At 57.0% G+C, this 23,482-nt stretch carries 18 protein-coding genes; 16 read left to right on the top strand and 2 right to left on the bottom strand.

Translation table 11 applies throughout. The features are described 5' to 3' along the window. Positions 1-11: 11 nt before the first annotated feature. Entirely contained in the window at positions 12-1,085 is a 1,074-nt protein-coding gene (gene wecB, locus NQZ67_RS10645) for a non-hydrolyzing UDP-N-acetylglucosamine 2-epimerase (RefSeq protein ID WP_257445299.1), read from the bottom strand. A 196-nt stretch (positions 1,086-1,281) separates the two neighbouring features. Here wecB and NQZ67_RS10640 point away from each other — a divergent pair, with 196 nt between their 5' ends. The 16 genes from NQZ67_RS10640 (at position 1,282) to NQZ67_RS10565 (ending at position 23,167) form a co-directional block, all read left to right on the top strand. Further along, on the top strand, positions 1,282-2,340 hold the full coding sequence (locus NQZ67_RS10640) for a Gfo/Idh/MocA family protein (protein WP_257445298.1): 1,059 nt from the start codon (positions 1,282-1,284) through the stop codon (positions 2,338-2,340). A 5-nt stretch (positions 2,341-2,345) separates the two neighbouring features. Continuing rightward, positions 2,346-3,449, top strand: a complete 1,104-nt coding sequence (locus NQZ67_RS10635; protein ID WP_257445297.1) for a DegT/DnrJ/EryC1/StrS family aminotransferase — start codon at positions 2,346-2,348, stop codon at positions 3,447-3,449. A 4-nt stretch (positions 3,450-3,453) separates the two neighbouring features. Continuing rightward, positions 3,454-4,170 carry an acyltransferase gene (locus tag NQZ67_RS10630; protein ID WP_257445295.1) on the top strand — a complete coding sequence of 239 codons (717 nt, stop codon included), beginning with the start codon at positions 3,454-3,456 and terminating at the stop codon, positions 4,168-4,170. Between the two features lie 22 nt (positions 4,171-4,192). Continuing rightward, positions 4,193-5,161, top strand: coding sequence for a glycosyltransferase family protein (locus tag NQZ67_RS10625; protein ID WP_257445293.1), 969 nt, complete (start codon positions 4,193-4,195; stop codon positions 5,159-5,161). Between the two features lie 208 nt (positions 5,162-5,369). Then, positions 5,370-9,197: a glycosyltransferase family 39 protein gene (locus tag NQZ67_RS10620; RefSeq protein ID WP_257445292.1), complete on the top strand. Its 3,828-nt coding sequence runs from the start codon at positions 5,370-5,372 to the stop codon at positions 9,195-9,197. A gap of 241 nt (positions 9,198-9,438) precedes the next feature. Further along, positions 9,439-10,452, top strand: a complete 1,014-nt coding sequence (locus NQZ67_RS10615; RefSeq protein ID WP_257445290.1) for a glycosyltransferase family 2 protein — start codon at positions 9,439-9,441, stop codon at positions 10,450-10,452. Next, a complete protein-coding gene (locus NQZ67_RS10610; protein WP_257445288.1) occupies positions 10,373-10,894 on the top strand; it encodes a GtrA family protein in 522 nt (173 codons plus the stop codon). The genes NQZ67_RS10615 and NQZ67_RS10610 overlap by 80 nt, the downstream gene beginning before the upstream one ends. Beyond that, positions 10,837-11,589 (top strand): class D sortase, encoded by a 753-nt coding sequence (locus NQZ67_RS10605; RefSeq protein WP_257445286.1) that lies wholly within the window; start codon positions 10,837-10,839, stop codon positions 11,587-11,589. The genes NQZ67_RS10610 and NQZ67_RS10605 overlap by 58 nt, the downstream gene beginning before the upstream one ends. A 128-nt stretch (positions 11,590-11,717) precedes the next feature. Then, positions 11,718-11,942, top strand: a complete 225-nt coding sequence (locus NQZ67_RS10600) for a helix-turn-helix domain-containing protein (protein ID WP_006040330.1) — start codon at positions 11,718-11,720, stop codon at positions 11,940-11,942. Positions 11,943-12,131: 189 nt separating this feature from the next. Then, the gene (locus NQZ67_RS10595) at positions 12,132-13,742 is read left to right on the top strand and encodes a glycosyl hydrolase family 18 protein (protein ID WP_257445279.1); all 1,611 of its coding nucleotides are present in this window, start codon (positions 12,132-12,134) and stop codon (positions 13,740-13,742) included. A gap of 545 nt (positions 13,743-14,287) precedes the next feature. After that, positions 14,288-15,259 (top strand): ABC transporter permease, encoded by a 972-nt coding sequence (locus NQZ67_RS10590; RefSeq protein WP_257445277.1) that lies wholly within the window; start codon positions 14,288-14,290, stop codon positions 15,257-15,259. Between the two features lie 36 nt (positions 15,260-15,295). Further along, positions 15,296-16,186, top strand: coding sequence for a carbohydrate ABC transporter permease (locus tag NQZ67_RS10585; RefSeq protein WP_257445474.1), 891 nt, complete (start codon positions 15,296-15,298; stop codon positions 16,184-16,186). A gap of 76 nt (positions 16,187-16,262) precedes the next feature. Further along, a complete protein-coding gene (locus tag NQZ67_RS10580; protein ID WP_257445275.1) occupies positions 16,263-17,951 on the top strand; it encodes an extracellular solute-binding protein in 1,689 nt (562 codons plus the stop codon). A 158-nt stretch (positions 17,952-18,109) separates the two neighbouring features. After that, complete coding sequence (locus NQZ67_RS10575; protein ID WP_257445273.1) at positions 18,110-19,789, top strand: extracellular solute-binding protein; 1,680 nt, start codon at positions 18,110-18,112, stop codon at positions 19,787-19,789. A 39-nt stretch (positions 19,790-19,828) separates the two neighbouring features. Then, a complete protein-coding gene (locus NQZ67_RS10570; RefSeq protein ID WP_371825290.1) occupies positions 19,829-21,409 on the top strand; it encodes a response regulator in 1,581 nt (526 codons plus the stop codon). A gap of 9 nt (positions 21,410-21,418) precedes the next feature. Next, the gene (locus NQZ67_RS10565; protein ID WP_257445270.1) at positions 21,419-23,167 is read left to right on the top strand and encodes a cache domain-containing sensor histidine kinase; all 1,749 of its coding nucleotides are present in this window, start codon (positions 21,419-21,421) and stop codon (positions 23,165-23,167) included. On the opposite strand, the gene NQZ67_RS10560 is transcribed toward NQZ67_RS10565, so the two are convergent. Continuing rightward, positions 23,164-23,439, bottom strand: coding sequence for an HPr family phosphocarrier protein (locus NQZ67_RS10560; protein ID WP_257445254.1), 276 nt, complete (start codon positions 23,437-23,439; stop codon positions 23,164-23,166). The two genes, NQZ67_RS10565 and NQZ67_RS10560, sit on opposite strands and share 4 nt — an antisense overlap. Positions 23,440-23,482: the final 43 nt, after the last annotated feature.

The following is a 23,482-nucleotide window of genomic DNA, read 5'->3' as shown; positions in this document are numbered from 1 at the left end:
TGCCGTCCTGGCTATTGGAGAGCAAACCGCTCCATAAGGCGGCACATCCGCTCGGCCGAACGCCCGTCGCCGAAGATAGGGGGATGCTGCTCGGGCACGAATATGCCGCCGTACGCCTCCAGGATCGAGCTTGCATCCGCGGCGGCGAGCCGGTTCCAGCGATGGGCGACCGTCTCGACCCACTCCGTCTCGTTTCGAATGGTCAGGCACGGCACCCGGAGCATGTAGGCTTCTTTTTGCAGCCCGCCGGAATCCGTCAGCACCGCGTGAGCGCCGGAGGTTAAGCTCAGCATATCCAAATAAGGCAGAGGCTCCAGCACCTTCAAGTTGGGCGCTTCGAGCATCGGCTCGAGGCCCCATTTGTTCAAATAATGGCGCGCCCGGGGGTGCAGCGGAAGAACGACGGGTCTATCCAGCTGGGATAGAGCGGAGAGAATGCTCCGCATGCGATCCGGCGAGTCGGTATTCTCGTTCCGGTGCACGGTTGCGACGGCATACTGCCGGGGCGACAGCCCAAGCCGGGTTAGTATATCGGATTTCTCTCGCGCGATTGGAAGAAAAGCGAGAACGGCGTCATACATGATGTCCCCGACCATGTGGACATGCTCGCGAATGCCTTCTCTCTCCAAGTTGGCGACGGCTTCGTCGGTGGGACAGAAGAGCAGGGACGACATATGGTCCGTCAGCACGCGGTTCGTCTCTTCGGGCATCCGCCTGTTGAAGCTGCGGAGGCCCGCCTCGACGTGAACGATCGGAATATGCAGCTTGGCGGCCGCGAGACTGCCGGCCAAGGTGGAATTGGTATCGCCGTAGACGAGCAGCAGGTCCGGGGTTTCGCGTATAAGCGTCTCCTCGATCCCTTCGAGCATTCGGGCCGTCTGTTTCCCGTGCGGGCCGGAGCCGACTCCGAGATGGACGTCCGGGGCGGGAAGACCAAGCTCTTGGAAGAAAACGTCCGATAACGAAGGATCGTAATGCTGTCCCGTATGAATCAGCAGCTCGCGATGCGTTTGCCTGATCGCTTTGCTGAGCGGCGCGGCTTTCACGAATTGGGGGCGCGCGCCGACGACCGTTGCGATTTTCAATGGAATCCCTCCTCTGTCGTATAACAACATCTCTCTATCTAGTAAGGTATTCTTGCCGCTGGGTAATGGCATGTTGCAAGAGACTAGGTAGCCAACCTATTTTGCCCGGGCCGATAGATTCGTCCATAGCAATCCCGAGTCCTATTCATATAGTAAGAAGACGGAATCGTTCGATAGATTTGAAAGGAGGCCCCTAATGGAAGCAGTGCGCGCCGCCATTATTGGATGCGGCAAAATCGCCGAAAAACACGTGAACGCGCTGGCCGAGCTGGGAGGCGAAGCGGTGCTCGCCGCTTTGTTCGACTTGGACGAAGAGAGGCTGGAGCGCTTTGCGGACCGCTGCAAGCCGCGGTTTCCTGAGGTTCAGACGTATGGCTCCATAGACGCTCTGCTAAACCAATCGGACGCGGAGCTAATCGTGATCGCGACTAGCAGCGACTCGCATGCGGAGCTGGCGATGAAGGCGCTTCGCGCGGGCAAGCATGTGCTGGTGGAGAAGCCGCTGGCTTTATCCATGAAGGAAGCCAGGGACGCCGCGGAGGAGGCTGAGAGGCGGGGATTAGTGCTTGCCGTCTCGTTCCAGGCCCGGTACATGCCGCAGATGAGGGCGATGAAGGAAGCGGTGGAGCAAGGGCGGTTCGGCTCGATCGGACATGGCGTGGTGACGATGCGCTGGAGCAGGGGGCTGCCTTATTACAAGGAAAGCCCGTGGCGGGAGAGCTGGGAGAAGGGCGGCGGGCTCTTCATGAATCAATGCATTCATTACATCGACTTGCTTCAGTGGATGCTGGGGCCCGTGCGCTCGGTGTATGCGCAAGCTGCGGTCGTCGGACAGGAGATCGGCGTCGAAAATACAGGGGCCGTCGTGCTCCGGTTCCAGAGCGGCGCGATCGGCTTGATCGAAGCGACAACGCTGGCGTATCCCAGCTCGCTGGGCACTTCCATTGCCTTGTTCGGAGAGAAAGGCTCCGCGGCGATGGAAGGCGCCATGCTGAACGAGCTGAAGCTATGGCAATTCGAGGATGGGGCAGACGGCGCATGGCCCCCTCCGCGGATAGAAGGAATCTCTCATGCGCCGCTTTACCGGGATTTGGCGGGCGCGATCCGCTCGGGAGCCATTCCGCTGGTTACGGCAGCCGATTCGCTGTCCGCGCTGGAAATCGTGCTGGCGATCTATCGCTCGATCTCAAGCGGCAAGGCAGTGGAGCTTCCTCTCGGGCATTTCGAAATGAGCAAGATGGCATGGATGGAGTGAATGCTATGAATATACCTTTAATTGATTTGCATGCGCAGTATCGCGAGCTGAAGACGGAAATCGACGGCGCGATGCGGCGCGTATTAGATAGCGGCGTCTATATCGGCGGTCCCGAGGTCGAGGCGCTCGAGAAAGAGATTGCGGCGCAGACGGGAGCCAGGTTCGCGATTTCCGTCGCGAACGGAACCGATGCGCTGACGCTGGCTCTCGAGGCGGCGGGTATCGGTGAGGGCGACGAAGTGATCACGACGGCGTTCACGTTCTTCGCCACGGCCGAAGCGATCGTCCGCGTCGGGGCTGTCCCGGTGTTCGCCGATATCGATCCCGTCACCTTCAATCTGAATCCGGTAGACGTGGAGGCGAAGGTGACGCCGCGAACCAAAGCGCTGCTGCCCGTCCATATCTTCGGATTGCCGGCCGATATGGACGCTCTGCAAAGCATTGCGGAACGCCACGGGCTTCTGATCATCGAGGATGCCTGCCAAGCGATAGGGGCGGAATACAAAGGACGCCCGGTCGGCGCGCTCGGAGACATCGGCTGCATCTCTTTCTTCCCGACCAAAAACTTGGGCGGTTACGGAGACGGCGGCATTGTCGTTACGAACAACGAAGGGCTCGCGGACCGGATCCGCCTGCTCTGCCACCATGGCAGCCGCAGAAAATATTTCCACGAGGAAGTCGGCTATAACAGCAGGCTCGACCCTCTGCAAGCCGCGGCTCTTCGCGTCAAGCTGACCAAGCTTCGCGAATGGAACGACAGGCGGCGCGAGGCTGCCGTCCGCTACGGCTCGCTGCTGAGCGGGCTCCCGCTGGCACTTCCGGCGGCGCCGGCCGACTATCGTCACGTGTACCATCTGTACGTCACGCTGACCAAAGACCGCGACCGGCTGGCCGTTCAGCTGAAGCGGCACGGCATCTCGACCGGCCATTATTATCCTTGTCCGCTGCATCTGCAGCAGGCGATGAGCTCGCTTGGGATGAAGCGGGGCGATCTCCCGGTAACGGAGCAGGTGTGCGAGCGCTCCTTCGCGCTGCCGATGTCGCCGCATCTGACGCGGGAGCAGCAGGATTATATCGCGGATAAGCTCAAGCGATATGCGAGAGGGTGAGAGTATGGGCAACGAAGCGAGGATAGGGCTGCACACCGTCATCGGCGCAGGCGTAACGATCGGCGAAGGAGCGGTTATCGGCCATCATGTCGTCATTCTTGAAGGCACGTCGATCGGCAGCTACGCTGTCATACACGATCATGCCGTGATCGGCAAGCTGCCGATGAAGGCCGCCAATTCCGCCACGACGAACGCGGGAGCGCGGCTGGCCCCGGCCCGGATCGGCGACGGCTGCACGATCGGCACGGGAGCGGTCATATACCGGGGAGCGGAGCTCCGCGAGAAGGCGTTCGTCGCCGACTTGGCGACCGTGCGCGAGAGGGTAACGATCGGCGAGAAGACGATTATCGGGCGCGGCGCCGCGATCGAAAACGATTGCGTGATCGGCGCCTTCTGCAAGCTGGAAACGAACAGCTACATTTGCGCGTTCTCCGAGCTGGAGGACCACGTATTCGTGGCGCCGTGCGTCACGACGACGAACGACAATTACTTGGCGCGTTCGGACGCGCGCTTCGGCCGGTTCAAAGGCGTCACGATTAAGAAGGGCGGCCGAGTGGGCGCGAACGCCACGATTTTACCGGGAAGGACGATACACGAGGACGGCGTTGCCGCGGCCGGGAGCGTCGTCACGAAGGATGTGCCCGCCCGAACGATCGTTGCTGGCAATCCCGCCCGGAAGCTGCGCGATGTCCCGCCCGAGCAATGGCTGGAGAACCAGTAACGGAAATGGGAGGCTCCATGACGTGGGGACAGAGAAACCTTTAAAAATATTAATGCTCGCCAAACGGTTTGCCGAAGCCATGCCGAAGCATCAGCATAAATTCGATATGCTGGAGGCGATCGGGAGGGTTGCCGACGTCCGGTATTGGACGAAGGACGGGGACATCTTCGATATTATGGCCCGGCTCGACTTCCGGCCGGACATGATCTTCCATTACGATTTCGAATGGCGCAACGCTTTCGCTCCGAATATCCGAAATCTGGACCGCGCGGACATCCTGAAGGGCTGCTACGTGCTCGACGTCCACTTCGACCCGGCGGCGCGAAGAGAATATTTTGACCGGAGCGGGAAGCCGGATATCATTTTCTCCGCCAGCAAATACCCGTTTCTGGAGGCGTTCCCGGATTGCGCCTCGCGCTTCGAATGGCTGCCGTTCGGCATCAACGAAAGCCTGATCAAGGATTACGGGCTGCCGAAGGATATCCGCTATTCCCTGATGGGGCTGATGGATCCGAAGTATCCGTTCCGGCACGCCGTGGCGAGCCGCATGAAGGGCGCGGAAGGGTTCGTCCATTTCAAGCATCCCGGCCACCGGACGCCGGATCGGCCCGGATTATTCGTAAAGGAGGAATATGCCCGGGCGATCAACCGGTCGATGATCTCGTTCACGTGCGGGAGCGTGCTTCGCATTCCGGTCGCCAAGTTTCTCGAAATTCCGGGCTGCCGCGCCCTAATGCTGGCCGAGCCGAATCGCGATATCGAGGAGCTGGGCTTCGAGGACGGCGTGCATTACGTCGCCTGCAACCGGACGAACGTCGGAACCCAAGCGCTCTATTACGCGGAGGCGGCGGAGGAGAGGGAGCAATTGACGGACGCGGGGTACGAGCTCGTGCACAGAGCGCATACGAACGAAGCGAGAGCGAGACAATTCGTCGACGCCGTCAAGGCGAGATTGACGGGAGGCGGAAGAGCGGGCGAACGCGCGACGTGAAGACAAGGTCTGCTTGGGGCGGCGACAGCGCCCTCGGCAGGCCGTTTTTTTGGCGCTTCTCATTTTCTGCGAACATAATAGATGGCGCCCGCGTCTATAGGTTGAAGAAAAGTTTTCCGCGCCGGCATTGACCGCCAATGGCGCATTCGATAAAGTGAGTATGAGTTTGATATAATTTGGTAGTTAACGAGAACGGAAAGGAATCGTGATGACGATGAGCAAAGGCTACTCCCGCATGGCCGCGATCATGCTGGCCCTCCTGCTCCTGATGCTGCCGGGGACGACGGGGTACGCGGCGGACAACCTGCTTGCGAACGCGGACTTCGAGCAGTCGGACGGCAGCATGCCGAGCGGCTGGCGGATCGAGGCATGGGTGAAGGATGAAGGCGTAACGGACTACGGCGTTACCCGCGAAGGGGCGTATGCCGGAGAGCAGTCGGCTTTTATACATAGCATAAGCGATAATCATGCCCGGCTGGTTCAGACGGTGAAGGTGAAGCCGGACACCAGCTACCGCTTCTCGGGTTACGTGAAGACGGAGGGCGTTCGGGCGGATGCGACGGGCGCGCATCTGTATGTGGACGGCACCGCGGTCTATTACCCGGACTTCCGCGACACTCATGGCGAGTGGGCGTATTTGGAGTTTTACGGGAAGACGGGCGGCAAGCAGAAGGAATTGTTGTTCGGCATCAGCTTGGGCGGCTACGGCAGCCTTAACTCGGGACAAGCCTGGTTCGATTCCTTGACGGTGGAGGAAGTGTCTGCGGCGCCGGAAGGGGCGGAGGTGCTCGCGCTTGATCCGACGAACGCGCAGGGCGGGACGGCGGAGCAGCCGCCTGAGAAGATATCGATTCTAAGCACGCTGCTGTACGCGTCTTTGTTCGCCGCGTTGTTCGCGATCGTTCACCGAAGGCTGCTCAGAAGCGAGGAGCGTCTTGGCCCGCGCGGCAGCCGTATGCTGGTATTACTGGCGTCAGGCTTCGCCGTTGCTCTGGCGATTCGGTTGTACATCGCGGCCGGGCATGGCGGATACGCCAATGACGTCGCCTTGTTCATCCATTGGTCCAATCAAGCCGTGCAGGAAGGCATAGCCGGCTTCTACCATACCGATATGTTCGTCGATTACCCGCCGGGGTACATTTACGTGCTGTTCGCGCTGGGGCATATCAAGAGCTGGCTCGGCATTGCCCCCGGCTCGTCGGCCGAGCTGCTGCTGTATAAGCTGCCCGCGATCGCGGCGGATCTCGCGGCGGCCGCGCTGCTGTACAGGGCGGCCACTCGGATGAAAGCCGGAAGCAAGACAGCTCTCGGACTTGCGCTGGTATGGCTGTTCAATCCGGCCGTCATCCTCGATTCCGCGGCATGGGGTCAGGTCGATTCGGTGTTTGCGCTCGTTCTGGCATTGGCGATTTGCGGCATCGCGGAGCGCAAATACGGCCGAGCGTCTGTCTGGTACGCGATCGCGGCTCTCATTAAGCCGCAGGCGTTCATCTTTATGCCCGTTCTTCTGCTTGCGCTCCTGGTCGGCAGGAAGTGGCGGGACGTGGCCGTCAGCGCGTATTACGGCTTCGGCACGTTCATTCTGCTGGCGCTGCCGTTCTTCTGGAGCGGAAGCGGGCTTAAAGGGCTGTACGAGCTGTACAAAGGCACGCTGTCCTCTTATCCCTACGCGACATTGAACGCGTTTAACCTGTACTCCTTGAACGGCGCCAATTGGAAGCCGATTACGGATACGTGGTTGTTCGTGGAATACGGGCTGCTCGGCAACTTGTTTATCCTCGCGGCTGTCGCGCTTGCGGTTTTCTACGCGCTGGCCGGAAGGAAAGGGGACGGCGGGGATCGCTCTTTCTTCATCGCGATGGTGCTCATAGCCGTCGTATTCCTGCTGGTCACCAAGATGCACGAGCGGTATATGTTCCCGTTCCTGCTTCTCAGCTTGCTTGCGTACCTGCAGTCGAAGGACCGCCGGATGCTGCGGCTGTTCTTCGGCTTCTCGATCACGAACTTCGTGAACATGAGCTACGTGCTGGCGTACAGCGCGCATACGACGAACGTGCCGAACGACGGCATCGTGCTGCTCTGCTCGATCGCGAATTTGAGCATGCTGGCTTACATGCTTTATGTTGGGTATGACCTGTACGCCAAAGGACGGGTGCAAGCGCTGGTGCCCGTAACCGAGGAAGACCGGCGGGCGGCGGACGATAAGCTGCTAGCCGGATTCAAGCGGCAGGCTTCGATAGAAGGGCGCGTTTCTGGCAAGAATAGGATGAAGCGCAAGGATTGGTGGTGGATGGGCGGCTTGACGGCGGTGTATACGATCGTCGCTTTGGTCAATCTCGGCTCGGTGAAAGCTCCCGAGACGGTATGGCAGCCCGCCCGGACCGGACAAAGCTTCTATGTCGATCTTGGCGGCAAGGTAGCCTTGGACCGCATCACAACCTTCGGCGGCGTAGGCACGGGGAAATATACGCTGGAATTCGCAACCGAGCCGGACCAATGGGGCAATAAGCTGGAGGTCGACAGCAGCCACGTCGCGGTATTCGCGTGGACGGTTCATCCGGCGGCTTTCGAAACGCGCTACGTGAAGCTTACGGCGTCCCAGCTGGGCTTCTCGATTCACGAGATGGCCTTCTATACGGCGGGCGGCCAAGAGCCTCTGGCCGTAGCGGCCGTGAACGACGACGAGGCGAAGGAAGCGAAGCGCGGCTCGGTAGCCCAGCTATTCGACGAACAGGGACTCGCCGAATACGAGCACAGCTTCATGAAAGGCAGCTATTTCGACGAAATTTATCACGCGCGCACCGCCTACGAGAATATCGAAGGCATTGTGGCTTACGAGAATACGCATCCGCCGCTCGGCAAAATCATTATCGCGGCCGGCATCAAGCTGTTCGGCCTCGGTCCGTTCGGGTGGCGCATCGCGGGCACGGCGTTCGGCATCGCGATGATTCCGATCATTTACATGACCGCTAGAAGGCTGTTCGGCCGCACGTCCTATGCCGCGCTCGCGGCGGGGCTTCTGGCCGCCGACTTCATGCATTTTGCCCAGACCCGCATTTCGACCATCGACGTATACGGCGTGTTCTTCATTATGCTGATGTTCCACTTCATGAACAAATACGCGGCGCTCAGCTTCTACAAGACGAAGCTCGCCGCCACGCTGCTGCCGCTCGGCTTGGCGGGCTTATTCTTCGGGCTGGGCGTCGCTTCGAAATGGATTGTCTTGTACGGCGGGGCCGGTCTAGCCGTTATGCTGGCGATATCGCTCTGGGACCGCTATAAGGAATACGCGGCAGCGAAACGGAAGCTGGCAGGGAATGGCGAGCATGCCGAAGCCTTCGACACCGCGGCGCTGAAACGGATCGCAGCCATCTTCCCGAGGAATACGATCCTGACGCTTGCGGCCTGCCTCGTGTTCTATATCGCGATACCCGCGGGCATCTACGCGCTTTCCTATATTCCGATCCTGTCGGTCATGGAAGGCGGCTATACGTGGAAGGCGCTGGTCGATTACCAGGTGAACATGTACAATTACCACAGCAATCTCGTCTCTTCGCATCCGTTCTCGTCCTCCTGGTGGGAATGGCCGTTCATGAAGCGTCCGGTCTGGTATTATTCCGGCGACGGGCTTGCCGCGGACTTGAAGTCGACGATCGTGACGATGGGCAATCCGGTCATCTGGTGGTTCGGCATCTTCGCGATGCTCCTTACGATCTGGCTGAGCGTGAAGCGCGGAGAGAAGAAGATGTATATGGTCTGGATCGCGTTCCTGGCGCAATACATTCCTTGGATGCTGGTGCCTCGCGAGACGTTCCTGTACCATTATTTCGCGATGGTTCCGTTCATGATCTTGAGCATTGTGTACATTTGGGGCGTCCTCGAGGAACGGAATCCGTCCTTCCGGAAAGCGCGCATCGGATACGCCGTCGCGGCAGGAGCGTTATTCGTCCTGTTCTATCCGGCCTTGTCCGGCTTGACGGTGCCGAAGTGGTACGTGGACGTCCTGCTCCGCTGGTTCCCCAGCTGGGTATTTTAAGAGGTTGTTCAAAAAGTCCACTTTTGATCACGAAGCGTATCAGGGAGTCTACTCGACATCGAATATCGAATTCAGCCGAAACTAGGCGTATGCTTTCGAAGTGCGTTTCCTAGGGAAACGCTTCAGGTGCTCACGTAGCTTTCACTACGCTCCGCTCCTCAGTTCCTAGCTTCATCCGATCTTCTTGGTGCTGAAAACTGGACATTTTGAACACGCACTTTAATGAAAAAGGAGCCTTGCGATGAATGCAAAGCGCGTCAATTACAGCGTAATTGTCCCGATGTACAACGAAGAGGAAGTCATCGAGCATACGTATAGAAGGCTTAAGGCGGTCATGGATACGACGGATAAGCCCTATGAGCTGGTCTTCGTGAACGACGGCAGCAAGGACCGCACGGTACAAATCATGAAGAAGATCGGCGGCGAGGACCCGAACGTCAGGCTGATCGATTTTTCCCGCAATTTCGGCCATCAGATCGCGATTTCCGCGGGGATGGATTATGCGCGGGGAGATGCGATCATCGTCATCGACGCCGACTTGCAGGATCCGCCCGAGGTCATTCTTCAGATGATCGAGAAGTGGAAGGAAGGCTACGAAGTCGTCTACGGCCGGAGATTGAAGCGCAAGGGAGAGACGGTGTTCAAGAAGCTGACCGCGCTTGCGTTCTATCGATTATTGAAGAGCATGACAAGCGTGGACATCCCGCTGGATACGGGCGACTTCCGCTTAATCGACCGGAAGGTGTGCGACGTGCTGAGAGGGCTGAAGGAGAAAAACCGGTTCGTGCGCGGGTTGATCAGCTGGATCGGCTTCCGGCAGACGAGCGTGGAATACGTTCGCGAAGAACGATTCGCGGGCGAGACCAAATATCCGCTCAAGAAGATGATCAGCTTCGCCTTGGACGGCATCACGAGCTTCTCCTATAAGCCGCTGAAGATCGCGAGCTACCTGGGCTTCGCGTTATCGTGCGGAGGCTTCGTCTACCTGCTTATCGTCATCTTCCAACGGCTGTTCACGCAATCGACGGTTGAAGGCTGGACGACCATCGTCGCGCTCAACCTGCTGTTCAACGGGATCATCCTCATTCTGCTCGGCGTCATCGGCGAATATATTGGACGTATCTACGACGAATCGAAGAACCGTCCGCTCTATATTGTCCGGGAGGTGACGGGACATGCGGGGGACGGAGAAAGCCGGCTTGACGGCGAAGGCCTCGAACGGAAGAACGCCGAACCGGAAAAACATTATGTTTAAACGGTTGGACGCCGCAACGGTCAAGCAGATCATGAGCTTCGGCGTCATCGGCGTGCTAAACACGCTGATCGACATGGCCGTATTCGCGCTGCTCGTGTTCCTGAACGTGCATTATGCGGCCGCGCAGCTGGCGGCTTACGGCGCCGGCATGACGAACAGCTATTTCATGAACCGGGCGTTCACGTTCCGTACCGACCCGTCCCTTGTGAACCGGACGGAGGAGCGGCGACGGAAGCTGCGCTTCGCGGCGTGGAACGTCGCCATGCTGACGTTATCGATTCTGATGCTGGCGGTCGCGACGGATTGGCTGATGTGGCGGGAGCTGCCGGCCAAAGCCGTGGTGACCGCATTAATTGTTGCCGTGAATTTCTACGGAAGCAAAAAATGGGTATTCGCGGTGAAGCCCGCGATAGAACGGGGGGGACAACGATCAAGAAGCTGACAGCTTACGGCTTGATTCTTATCGGCATTATCATCATATGTTATCCGAAGGCCAGCGAGTGGTACGATACCCGGCAAGAAGAGAAGCTTCTGGCCGCCTGGGAAGAAAGCCTAATGAACGAAGAGGCGGAACAGGAAGCGCTGGATCAATACGACGGCTTGACGTCGTTGTTCGCGGAGGGGGCGGAAGCTGTCGAGCCGTCGGCGGAGGCTGCTCCGTCAGCGGAGGCTGCGCCTTCTGCGAGCGCGCAAGGCGAGCCGTCCGCGGCGACAGCGCCGGCTCCGGCGAAGGCTCCCCCGAAGCTGAACGCAATCGCCACGATCAAGATTCCGAGCATCGACCTGAAGCTTCCGGTACTTGAAGGAGCCACGGAGAAAAACATGAAGGTCGCCGCGGTTCATCTGAAGGAAACGACGAAGATCGGCGAGGTTGGCAACGCCGCGATCGCCGCGCACCGGATGCGAATCAAAGGCCGGCTGTTCAACCGGCTTGACGAGGTCGAAGTCGGGGATAAGATCACGGTTGAAACGAAGGATGACACGTTCGTCTATAAGGTATATAAAATTTCGATTGTCGAACCGACCGACGTATCGGTACTGAATTACAATAACAAGGACCGCCGGCTGACGCTCATCACCTGCGATCCGCTCATCGATCCGACGCACCGCCTGATCGTTCACGCGGAGATGGAATAAACCGGGTTCTAAAGCGCCCAATTTGCTCATAGACAGCACCTTCGCCGCACCCCCTTCATATGATAATTTGACTGTATCCCTTGCCCTTGTTACACCATAAAATCCCGAGCAAGGAGGGGTGACAAACATTGAAGGGAAGCGACCATAAGAGCAAGTTTTTATTGACCCATCGTGAACGAGAGGTATTCGAGCTGTTGGTGCAGGACAAAACGACAAGAGATATTGCGCAACAATTATTTATCAGCGAGAAAACCGTTCGCAACCATATCTCGAATGTGATGCAAAAGTTGAACGTCAAAGGTCGTTCGCAAGCGGTTGTCGAGCTGATTAAGCTTGGGGAGTTACAAATCTAACATAACAAGGTCTCTCCATTCTCGTTTGTCAGGGCTTCTGGCCCTTTCTACATGCCGAAACCATAGCAAGTCTTGCAAGCAGCATCTCGGATGCTGCTTTTTGTTTTGCGCGCGGTATGCAACCTACTCTACGAATTCAGCGTCTATCCTCTCGTCGAGCTTTCTAAGTTTGGGAGGGAGAGATAGAGGATGAGAGGGAAAAGGATAGCGGCAGCCGCGCTGGCGCTTATGATGTTGTTCTCGGGACAAGCGTTCGCCTACGAGGCGCAGCTGAAGCCGTTTAAGGACGTCCCGAACGACTACGCCCAAGAAGCAATCTACACGTTGACGGCGCTCGGCGTCATTGACGGCTATGAGGATTTGACGTACCGGCCGGAGGGGAGCCTGTCGCGCGAAGCGTTCGTGAAGCTGCTTGTGGCGGCTTCGCAAACCGAGGCGGGAACGGGAAGGCTTCCGGCGGATGTGGCGAAGGATCGCTGGTCCGCGCCTTATCTATCAGTCGCCTATGAGAACGAGTGGCTTGGCAGCTTGCTAGATTCGGATGGCAAGCTAATGCCCGCCAAGACGATTACAAGACAAGAGGTCGCAATGCTAATCGGGGTGTCGCAGCTGCAGATGCTGGACGAAGAGAGCCGGGAACGGTGGCTGACTTCCGAATGGGAGAAGGAACGGGACGACCGCAGCTTCCAGGATGCCGAGTCGATTGACGCGGACTTGCGGCCGTACGTGTATTACGCGGCCCGGCACGGCATCATGGAAGGGGATCCCGCCGGGTTCAAGCCGTCGGAGCCGCTTAACCGGAAGCAGGCGGCGGCCGTCATCTACCGGCTGCTGGACAACCGCGTCTCGGGAGAATTGGTTGATATGACCGGCTATTACGCGCTTGGCTCTTATCCAGCCATTCATCATGTCGAGAAGCTGTCCCGCGTCATTTACGGCTGGTCAAGCCTGCAGTACGATGGAGCCGGCTCGGCGTCTCTGAACGTCAGTACGACAGAGTACAAAATTCCAAACGGCTATGCAGAACCGCTTGAAGCCGCTAACGAGGCCGGCGCCGCCAAGGAACTAATGGTGTTTTACGCGGGAGCGGATTTGAAGGATTTCTTGAAGGATCAGGAAGCGCAGGAGTCCTTTATCGAGTCGCTGCTTGCGGCCATGAACGACCCTACATACTCCTTCGATGGCGTGCACATCGATTTCGAAGGGTTGAAGGAAGCGGGCAGCGCGGCGGATTACGCCAGTTTTCTGACCCTTCTGAAGGAGGAATTAGGAGCATTCACCTTGTCGGTCGCCGTCCCTCCTATCGAATATTACAAGGGCTATGATTTGAAGAAGATCGGGGAGCTGGCCGATTCGGTCGTGCTTATGGCTTACGATTTCACGCATGGCGAGAGCCGTCTGCCGTCGGCTCCGCTTCCGCTCGTGAACGAAGCGGTGCAGACCGCGCTTCGTTCGATTCCGAAGGAGAAGCTGGTGCTCGGCGTTTCGAAGCAGGCGAATCAGTGGATTACGGCGCCGGACGGCACGACGGGTCCGGTCTTTCGTCCGGCCATTGCCGATGTGGAGAAAAGACTTGCGTCAGCGGGCGTAACGGCGACCTGGTCCATGCCGTACTTGCTCAAGAAGCTGGAGTTCAAGGATGAACGCGGGAGCCATCTGCTCTATTACGAGGATACGCAAAGCATCGAGAAGAAGATATGGCTTGCCAAATATTACGGTTTAAGCGGCGTATCCCTGTGGCACATGGGGAATTACACCGCGGGAGACTGGGAGCTGGTCGGGAAGCACGCGTCGGAGTAGACGCCGGAGCAGCCTGCCTCATATAGGATTTAAAGCTTGTCGCGGAAGCGGCAGGCTTTTTTTGTATAGGAAATTATACATCGCAAAAGAAGCGAGGCGGAGCAACAAGGTGGGGAGCAACTAGTTAGTCGGCTTCGATGCTTCCTGAGAATAGCGGCATTTTCGGAGTTATTTTCTTGGATGAAGGTGGTTGGTCGGGAATAGCGGCAATTATACCGTTAATTTGGAGGGCATATGGCAGATTGGGGAATATGGACTGCAATAAGGGTAAAATCGCCGCTATTTACGGGGAAAGAGGGAGTCAGCTTGAAAATAAGGGTACAATGTCCGCTATTTCAATTCTGGTCATTATGCGGCGGTGGAGATGGTGTGCGGAGGAAGGCCTGATAGGTGGTTTTGTTTATTGAGCTCCACCCGCGTAAAAGTATCATTTTTTGTCCGAGAAGTTCATGCGGAAGTATCACAAATCGATGGTCTGTTATATCGTTTCGGCGGCTTGGCTTCTATAAAATGAGGATAAATCAAAGGCAAGTGGGAGGAAAAACATGTCGGAAGCAACAACAATCGAGCCTTTCGCCGAGCCGCCGTCGAGAACGCCGAGGAAGAGCGCGCTCCGCAGGCTGTGGAAGCAAATGGACGTGCAGCTGATGGTATGGCCGGGCATTCTGCTCGTGTTCGTCTTTTCGTACATCCCGATGTACGGCATTCTGACGGCGTTTATGGACTACAACATTTTCACCGCGCATCGGATATTCGAGAATCCATGGGTCGGGCTCAAGCATTTCGAGTCGTTTTTTAATGCGCCAAACTTCGAGATGATCATGCGCAATACGATCATCATCAGCCTGCTGAAGTTCGCGATCGGTTTCCCGGCGCCCATCATTCTCGCGCTGATGCTGAACGAAGTGCGGCATATGTTCTTCAAACGGTTCGTGCAGACGGTCACGTATTTGCCGCACTTCATGTCTTGGGTCATCGTAGGCGGTCTGGTCATGTCGCTTCTGTCAACTGACAACGGCAGCGTCAATATCGCGCTCAAGGGGATCGGGGCGATCGACGAATCGATCAACTTCTTATCGATGAAAGAGTATTTCTGGTCGATCCTCATCACCACGAACGTGTGGAAGGAAATCGGCTTCAGCTCCATCGTTTATTTGGCGGCCATCGCCGGCGTCGACCCGAATATGTACGAGGCGGCCGACATCGACGGCGCAAGCAAGTTCAAGCAGATTTACCTGATTACGATTCCGACGATCATGCCGGTCATTCTGATCTTCATGATTCTGGCGGTAGGAAATCTGCTGAACGCCGGCTTCGAGGACATTCTCATTCTGGCGGAGAATCCGCTGCTCAGGCCGGTTTCGGACGTCATCGACGTCTATGTGTACCGCATCGGCTTGCAAAATCAGAAATATTCGTTTGCGGTCGCCATCGGGTTGTTCAAGGCGGTCATCAGCGTCGGACTGCTTACGATGGCCAATTATTTGGCGCGCAGGGCGGGCAGCAGCTTATGGTAATGCGCAATCGAATACGGGAGGCGACAAACGTTGAGCTTGAAACGAATTGGAACTAGCGACCGAATCATGCTCGTTGCGATCTATCTGTTCCTCATCCTGCTGACGGTATCCACGTTGTATCCGTTCTGGAACGCGCTGGTCGTGTCGTTGAACGTGGGACTGGATACAGCCAAAGGCGGAGTGACGGTATGGCCGAGGGCATTCACGCTGGAAAACTACAAAACGGTCATGGAAAACGACAAGCTGCTGAACGGCTTCGTCGTCTCGATTCTCCGCACGGTCGTCGGCACGATAACGGCTACACTGTTCACGTCGTTATTGGCGTACGGCATGACGAAGTCCTATTTAATGGGCCGCAAGTTTTATATGGTGTTCTTCATCTTCACGATGTACTTCGGCGGAGGGCTCATCCCGACGTTTCTGCTCATTCGTTCGGTTGGGCTGATGGATAAATTCCTTGTCTTCATTATTCCCGCGCTCATCAGCGTGTGGAACATGATCATCTTCCGTACTTTTTTCAAAAGTCTTCCGGCGGGCCTCGAGGAGTCGGCTCAAATCGACGGCTGCACGAACTGGGGCGTGTATTTCAAAATCGTGCTGCCGCTCTCCGGTCCCGTCATCGCCACGCTCAGTCTGTTCACCGCCATCGCGCATTGGAACGACTGGTTCGTGCCGAGCATCTATATCTCCAACCCTGATTTGCTCCCGGTGCAGACGATGCTAAGACGGTTGCTGAATGCCAACATCATGGAGCTAGCCGGTCTGGACTCGGGCGCCGTCTCCAAAATTCAGAGCATGGTCACGATCACGAGCAAGTCGCTCGTCTCCGCGACGATGATGGTCGTCACGCTTCCGATCATCGCGGTGTACCCGTTCGTTCAGAAGTATTTTGTGAAGGGCGTATTGATCGGGTCGCTTAAGGAATAGCGGCCGCATGCATCCGGTTTGAGGCGAGCTATCGCTTTGGACATAAATATGTATTCATGAGAGGGGTTAGTAAGCAATGAAAAGAAACAAGCCGCTGCTGCTGATCGTGTCGGCCGTGCTGGCGCTGACGACGATGCTCGCCGCATGCAGCAACTCCAATTCCGGCAGCAACGCAGATCCTTTGCCAAGCGCATCGCCGCCCGCCGAAGGCAACGACGCGAAGCCGAGCGAAGGCAGCGCAAGCGATGCCTGGGTATTCGGTTCGGAGCCGCTGGAGTTCTCGCTGTACTACCATTATGACTGGGCCGACTTCTTGGGTATGGATGAATATCCGGCGACGAGATGGCTGAAGGAGAACAAGAACCTGAACATTATCGCGAAGCAAGCTAACGGCAACGCGACGGAAGTGATGACGACGATGATGGGCGGAGGCTCGCTTCCGGACGTGATATGGGCGGACCGCTTCCATCAGGACATCGACCGGCTCTACCAGAACGGCCAGCTCGTGGCGCTGGATCCGTATCTCGAGAAATATCCCAATCTGCTGAAGTGGGCCGGCAAGGAGAAGCTGGACCTGCTCCGCGCCGAAGACGGCAAGCTGTATAAATTCCCGAACTGGTACACGGATAAATCCACGAACACGGCAGGCTACGCGATCAACAATAAGATTTACAGGGAAATGGGCTCGCCGAAGCTGGAGACGATCGAGCAGCTGTATGACTATCTCGTGAAGGTGAAAGAAAAATACGGCGATCAAGTCATTCCGTTCGAAACGGACCGCGCGGTGGACGGCCAAGGCGTCGGCGTGCTGTACACCGCCTTCAAGGAAGGCGCCATGTACGACTCCTTGGGCAAGCAGCTGATTGCCGTTCCAAGCGGCGACAAGCTGGTCTCTCTCTTCACGGATCCGGCGTTCCGCGAATCCCAGAAGTTTATCTCGAAGCTGTACCGGGAGAAGCTGATGACGCAGGACGCGTTCACGCAAACGAACGAGCAGGTTCTCGAGAAGCTGATGACGAACCGGGTGGCGGTGTACGCGAGCTCCAACGTAACGGCCAAGGCAAGTCAAGCGCATCAGGAGCTGATCAAACAAAATCCGGAGGACGGTTATTTCGTCACTTGGCCGTTCCATAAGGAAGGACTGGACAAAAACAAAATTTACCCTGGCGGCTACGACCGGCTTGGCTGGAACGTCTCTGTCATTACGAAAGCGGCCAAGGATCCGGAGAAGATCTTCGCGTTCCTGGATTGGTTCACGAGCCCCGAGGGCATGAACCTGCAGTTCTTCGGACCGGAAGGCGGCAACTGGAAAGGCTACGACGAAGAAGGCTTCCCGAATTTTACCGAACAATACAATCCGGCGGAGGTCGCGAAAATACAAACGGATAACGAATGGGTCATGATCAACGGCAATACGACCTATATCGATCCGGCCAAAAACAAAGTCGAGCTGACGCTCCCGCCAGACAAGCAAAACTGGCAGGCGAAATACCAGCGTGAAATTACGTGGCCGACCGGCATCGACATTACCGAATTCAAGGACTTGACGCCTCCGGCCGATAGTCCGGAGGGCGATGCTCAGGCGCTGATGACGGAGCTTCTAACAGAGGTGCTGGCGGCCTCTTCGCAAGCGGGCAGCGACGAGCAGGTCGACGACATTCTGGACCAGGCGGAGAAGGACGCGAAACAATTCGGCTACCAGCAACTTCTCGACTGGCGTACGGCCAAGTGGCACGAGAAACGTAAAATTCTTGGCTTGGACTAATTTATCGTCTTAAGAAGAACATCACGGCGGATTCGAATGAATCCGCTGTGATGTCTATATGCTTTTATTGATCAAAATTTTGTTCATAATCATCATTCCGTTTGGTATTATGAGAATATTATGCTTAATCTTTCCATTCGAGCAAAGGGGGCCATCGAATGATGAACAAGAGAGAGAAGCTGCTGCCGCTTAGTCCGATTCTGTCGTTCTGCCTGCTTGCGGCGATTATCGGCTGCAGTGATTCGGACGGTGGAGGGCTTCAAACGGAGGCTTCGAACCTTCCGGCTGCTAGCGCGCCCGCAAGCAGTGCGGACAATGACCGATTCGAATTGGGCCAAGAACCGCTGGAGCTCACCTTCTACGGCCATTACAGCTACTACACCATGCCTGAGTGGGGCGCGGATCCTTCTTCGAGATGGATTCGCGATACGTTCGATATCCAGATCGATGCGATTAACGCCGACGGCAACGCCAAGCTGAAGCTGCAGAAGATGATCGCCGGGAAGCAGCTGCCCGATATTATTTGGGGGGATCGGGATTCCGATCTGGAGCGGATGCGCGAAGCGGGCCTGCTGGTGCCGCTCGACGATTACATCGACCAATACCCCAATCTAAAAACTTGGGCAGGGTCGAACATTTTGGATTTATTGCGCTCGCCCGACGGGCACATTTATTACTTCCCTAATTATTATACGAATCAGCCTCACGGCAACGCGGGATACGTCGTGAACGAGCGCGTCTACAAAAAGCTCGGTTCGCCTCCTCTCGCAACGACGGATGATCTCTACCGATACCTCGTGCTCGTGAAGGAGCGATATCCCGGCATCATCCCGTTCGAGACGGGCCAAGCCAAAGAAGGGCATGGCATTGATCAGCTGTTCTCCGCCTTCAAGGAGGAGAATTACGGATTCACCCGGTTCTATGCCGTGACGGAGGGGGATCGGATGGCTTCGATCTATAAGGATGAAGGGTTCCGGGAATCGGCCGCGTACGTCGCCAAGCTGATGCGGGAAGGCTTGATGACGCCGGACGCGATGACCCAGACCGAGGATCAGGTCAGCGAGAAGCTCATGTCCGGCAAGGTCGCCGTATTCGCGAGCGCAGATCCGATCCGGCAGGTCATGAAAGCCAATGCGGAGCTGCGCCAAGCGAATCCGGAGGACGGCTACGTCTTCATTCCGCCTATCTACAAGGAGGGCCTCGATCCAACCAAAATTTATCCCGGCACTTACAATATCTTAGGCTGGAACGTGGCCGCCATCACGACAAGCGCGGATAATCCGGAAGGATTGTTCGCGATGCTGGATTGGATGACGGGCCCCGAAGGCTCGGCTGTTCAGATGTGGGGACCGCCGGGGCCCGAAGGCTTCTGGAACGGATTCGCCGAGGACGGCGTCACGCCATTGTTCACGGAACGTTACGGCAGCGACCCGGAGGGGCTTGCGGATATTCAAGCGGTATCCGGCGAGATGATCTGGGTCGGGAATACCGTATACCTGGATCAGACCAAAGTCGCGTACGAATCGACGCTGCCCGAGGAGCGGCGCAATTGGGCTACCTATTGGCAGCAGAAGGTGACGTGGCCGTCCCAAGGAGACGGTACGCCGTTCCTGAACATCCTGCCGGCTCCGAATACGGCGGAAGGCGACATTATGCGAAACGTAAAGGAGATTTGGCTGCGCGCGCGGGCGGATGCCATGTTCGGAGCCTCGGACGAGGAGGTTCTGGCTATTCTGGACGCGGCGCACGAGGCTTCGATGGAGGCGGGCTTTCAGAAGGTGCTGGACGCGATGACGGCCAAGTGGCAAGAGAATAGGAGAAGACTTAGCCAAGGCTGACCGGTATGGCAGAAGAGAGGAGGGGTCACGTTGTACAACGTGCTGCTGGTAGACGACGAAGAACTGGATCTGGAGGGCATGAAACGATTTATACCTTGGGCGGAGCTTGGCATGCTGGTTGCGGGAAGCGTCAACAACGCGCTGTCGGCTTGCGAGATTCTTGACCGGCAGCCGATCGACATTCTGGTTAGCGATGTCAATATGCCCTATATGTCGGGCCTTGAGCTTGCGAGAATCGCGCTGGAGCGAAGGCCGGGCCTGCGCATCATCTTCGTCAGCGGCTTCCAGGAATTTAGCTACGTGCAGCAAGCGCTGTCGCTCAAAGCCTACAGCTACGTGCTGAAGCCGATGGATGACAGCGAGCTGGTCGCATCGTTGATGAAAGTAAAGCGGGATCTCGATGAGGAGAGGAAGCGGCATGAGGTCGAGGCCGCTTACAGGCAGATGATCCCGATCGCGAAGAACGAGCTGCTGCAGAGACTGCTCGAAGGCGAGGATACCGCCAATCGGGAATTCATGTCCCGGCTTATGCAGGCGCACGATCTGAAACAGCTGCATTGGCCGGCAAGGGTAGCCGTTATGGAGCTTGACGCGTTCGCAAGGTCCGGGGCCGGAGCCGGAGAAGCCGGCGCGTCCGGGCAAGAGATTTCCCGCGCTTTCTTGAAGCTGCTGCACGAAGCGCTCGAGCCCCTCGGCTTCGCGCCTTCCTGCAAGCTGAATTCGAATCGCGTAGCGGTGCTGCTGGAAGCGGGATCCGCGGACGTGACCGCGTCGCGCATCCTCGAAGCGGTCCGCCGGAGCTTGCCGGTAACGGTGACGGCGGGGCTGGGAACTTCCGTCGACAGCCTAGGGCAGCTTCACTCGTCGTACAGGCAGGCGATTCAGGCGGTGGAAGGCAAGATGTTCCTCGGCAAAGGCGGCGTCATCAAGTACGAGGAGGTTAGCGCGGAGCCCGGCATGCTCGACGCGCGAACGCTCGAGACGCATATGAACGCCGTGACGAAAGCGATGAAGGATTACGATCTCGTGCAGGTTTACGACGAGTGCGAAAATTTGTTCCGCTCGTTCTCGGGTCTGCGCTCGCCGTTTACCGTCCGGAATCTGACCACCTACATGATCTGGAAGCTGGATCAGTTCCTGTCCGCGATGGACGAAAACTTGTTCGAGCTGCTGGACATCGACATCCTTAAGCTCGATATCGTCATGCAGTTCGAGACGATCGCCGATATCCGCTCGTGGCTCGTGCATCGCATTTTCGAAATATCGGAGCGGCTGCACGAGAAGAACAATACGAAGGACGGCAAATTTATACGAAGCGTCATGAAGACGATAAAGGAAAGGATGGGCGAGAACATCACGCTGAAGGATATCGCCCAGCACTTTTCGTTTTCCCCGAGCTATCTGGGATTTCTGATCAAGGAGAAGTCCGGCCATACGTTCAACGAGCTGCTCGTCCAGCTAAGGATGGAGCGGGCATGCGAGCTGCTGAAGCAGCCGGGCATGAAGGTATACGAGATCGCGGATCAGGTCGGCTATCGGTATTTGCCCTATTTCAGCAGGCAGTTCAAGGAGAAATTCGGAATGACGCCGCTCGAGTACCGGAAGAAGAAGCTGGAGTAGGGGGCCTATATGAAGTTCAACTATTTGCCGATCGGGTACAAGCTTATGCTTTCGTATCTCGTCTTCATTATCATACTCGTTTCCGTGAATGGTTACGTGACCCATTCCATGTACGATTCCTCCATGCGAGAGCAGACCCGCGGCAATATTCAGGGAACGCTCACCCAAATTCGAGATAACGTCGCTTACAAAACCGACGACATGGTCCGGATCTCTTCCACTTTATACGACGAGGCTTCGTTCGTTGACAGCCTGAAGCGCCGGGTATCGGGCAAGGAAAACAACATCCGCATGGAGCAGGTGCTGCTCCCGAAGCTAGAAAGCGCGTCGAAGTCGATCGGCGTCAATCTCAGGCTGTCGGTGTACTTGCATAACGAAACGATCGACGAACGTTATTATGTATACAAGAACGGCAATAAGTACGACGACATTCAGACGTATAATATTTATTGGATGAGCCGGATTCTGTCCGCGGATTGGTATACCTCGCTGCCGGCCGAAGAGCACGGCGTCACGATGGCTTGGAAGCAAGTCGAAGAGGATGCGGACGGAGGCCGGATCTCGATGATTCGCAGAATCGTCGATTTAAGCGATCCGCTGCATGTAACGGAAATGGGCGTCATGCGGTTCAGCGTGCCCCTGGACGAGCTGTTCGAAAGCGTCGACTACCGGAAGCTTGGGGACGGCGCCATGCTGATGGTGAAGGACCGGGCGGGGAGGCTCATTTATTCGTCCGGCGGGCCGCCTTCGGATGATCTCTCCGGCAGCTATTTGACGATCGAAAACCGCATGCAGCAGCAGGACTGGACGATAACGGCGTATGTTCCGCTTACCATCATCAAGCAGGAGGCCGAACGGGTTCGCGCGTTCATTATTGGCGTCTGCGTCGTTTGCTTCGTGTTGTTCACCTTCGCGGGAGCGTTCATTTCCCGCTACTTCTCGAAGCGCGTGACGAAATTCGTGTCCGTCCTGAATTCGTTCCGCGAAGGCGATTTGCACAGACGGATTACGTACCGGGGGAAAGACGAATTCTCGCAGATCGCGGTAGCGCTTAACGGCATGGGCGAGGATGTGGAGTCGCTTATCCATAAGGTGTATCTCACGCAGCTTCAGAAGAAGGAAGCGGAGCTCGAGATGCTGCAGACGCAGATTAATCCGCACTTCCTCTACAACACGCTGTCTTCCATTAATCGGCTGGCGAAGTTCGGGGAAAACGAGAAGCTTCAGAAGATGGTCGTTCAATTGGCCAAGTTTTATAGGCTGAGCTTAAATTCCGGCCGAACCTTGATACCGATTCACGCCGAGATCGAACAATCAAACGCCTATCTGGACATTCAGAAGGTGAAATACGGACAGCGGCTGGAGGTGACCTACGATGTCGATCCCGCCGTATGGCCATACGAGACGATTAAGCTTATCCTGCAGCCGTTTATCGAGAACGTGCTGAAGCACGCGTGGAGCGGGGACAGGATCCATATTCGCATCGTCGTGAAGCTGGAGGAAGGCGACATCCTGTACCGGATCATCGACGATGGGCTCGGCGTGCGCGGGGAGCGGATTCGGGACATGATGAGCGGTAAGAATGACAATGAATCGGGATACGGGATACGGAATATTCATCAGCGCGTGCAGCTGCAGTACGGAGCGGAATATGGCGTGTCCATATTCAGCCGCGTCGGCGTCGGCACATCCGTTACTATTCGGATTCCCGCGCGCAAGCGGAGGTTGTTCGCGAGGGGCGAAGAGACGGCAGGCTAACCGGCAGGCCCGCTTGGACCTACCTTCGTCAGCAGGCTGCCGATCGCATCGACGACTTCGGCTGCCGCAGCGCCTTCTTCCGCGCTCACGGTGACGATATCCCCGAACTTGGCTTCGGCGGACAGGAGCTGCACGAGACTTTTGGCGTCATATCTTTTTCCTTCGATTTCGAGGGACACGCGCAAAGGATAAGCCTTGGCCATATGCGTAATATGGCGGACAGGGCTCGGCTGCAAGCCGAAGGGATTCTGAATCGTGAATTGTTTTTTCAATGGGCCGGAGCCTCCCGCATCAATCATGACTCGGCAACGGACG

The organism is Paenibacillus soyae (assembly GCF_024623455.1).
Lineage (GTDB): Bacteria > Bacillota > Bacilli > Paenibacillales > Paenibacillaceae > Pristimantibacillus > Pristimantibacillus soyae.
The sequence above is the reverse complement of the archived record's forward strand: the minus strand, read 5'-3'. Positions and strand labels throughout refer to the sequence as shown.

What these genes read in the sequence shown, in the direction of transcription:
- NQZ67_RS10605 (WP_257445286.1), top strand. Translation starts at nt 10,837, where the DNA reads ATGGGTATTCGCGGTGAAGCCCGCGATAGAACGGGGGGGACAACGATC.
- NQZ67_RS10565 (WP_257445270.1), top strand. Translation starts at nt 21,419, where the DNA reads ATGAAGTTCAACTATTTGCCGATCGGGTACAAGCTTATGCTTTCGTAT.
- NQZ67_RS10590 (WP_257445277.1), top strand. Translation starts at nt 14,288, where the DNA reads ATGTCGGAAGCAACAACAATCGAGCCTTTCGCCGAGCCGCCGTCGAGA.
- NQZ67_RS10610 (WP_257445288.1), top strand. Translation starts at nt 10,373, where the DNA reads ATGCGGGGGACGGAGAAAGCCGGCTTGACGGCGAAGGCCTCGAACGGA.
- NQZ67_RS10595 (WP_257445279.1), top strand. Translation starts at nt 12,132, where the DNA reads ATGAGAGGGAAAAGGATAGCGGCAGCCGCGCTGGCGCTTATGATGTTG.
- NQZ67_RS10575 (WP_257445273.1), top strand. Translation starts at nt 18,110, where the DNA reads ATGATGAACAAGAGAGAGAAGCTGCTGCCGCTTAGTCCGATTCTGTCG.
- NQZ67_RS10615 (WP_257445290.1), top strand. Translation starts at nt 9,439, where the DNA reads ATGAATGCAAAGCGCGTCAATTACAGCGTAATTGTCCCGATGTACAAC.
- NQZ67_RS10640 (WP_257445298.1), top strand. Translation starts at nt 1,282, where the DNA reads ATGGAAGCAGTGCGCGCCGCCATTATTGGATGCGGCAAAATCGCCGAA.
- NQZ67_RS10630 (WP_257445295.1), top strand. Translation starts at nt 3,454, where the DNA reads ATGGGCAACGAAGCGAGGATAGGGCTGCACACCGTCATCGGCGCAGGC.
- NQZ67_RS10620 (WP_257445292.1), top strand. Translation starts at nt 5,370, where the DNA reads ATGACGATGAGCAAAGGCTACTCCCGCATGGCCGCGATCATGCTGGCC.
- NQZ67_RS10580 (WP_257445275.1), top strand. Translation starts at nt 16,263, where the DNA reads ATGAAAAGAAACAAGCCGCTGCTGCTGATCGTGTCGGCCGTGCTGGCG.
- NQZ67_RS10635 (WP_257445297.1), top strand. Translation starts at nt 2,346, where the DNA reads ATGAATATACCTTTAATTGATTTGCATGCGCAGTATCGCGAGCTGAAG.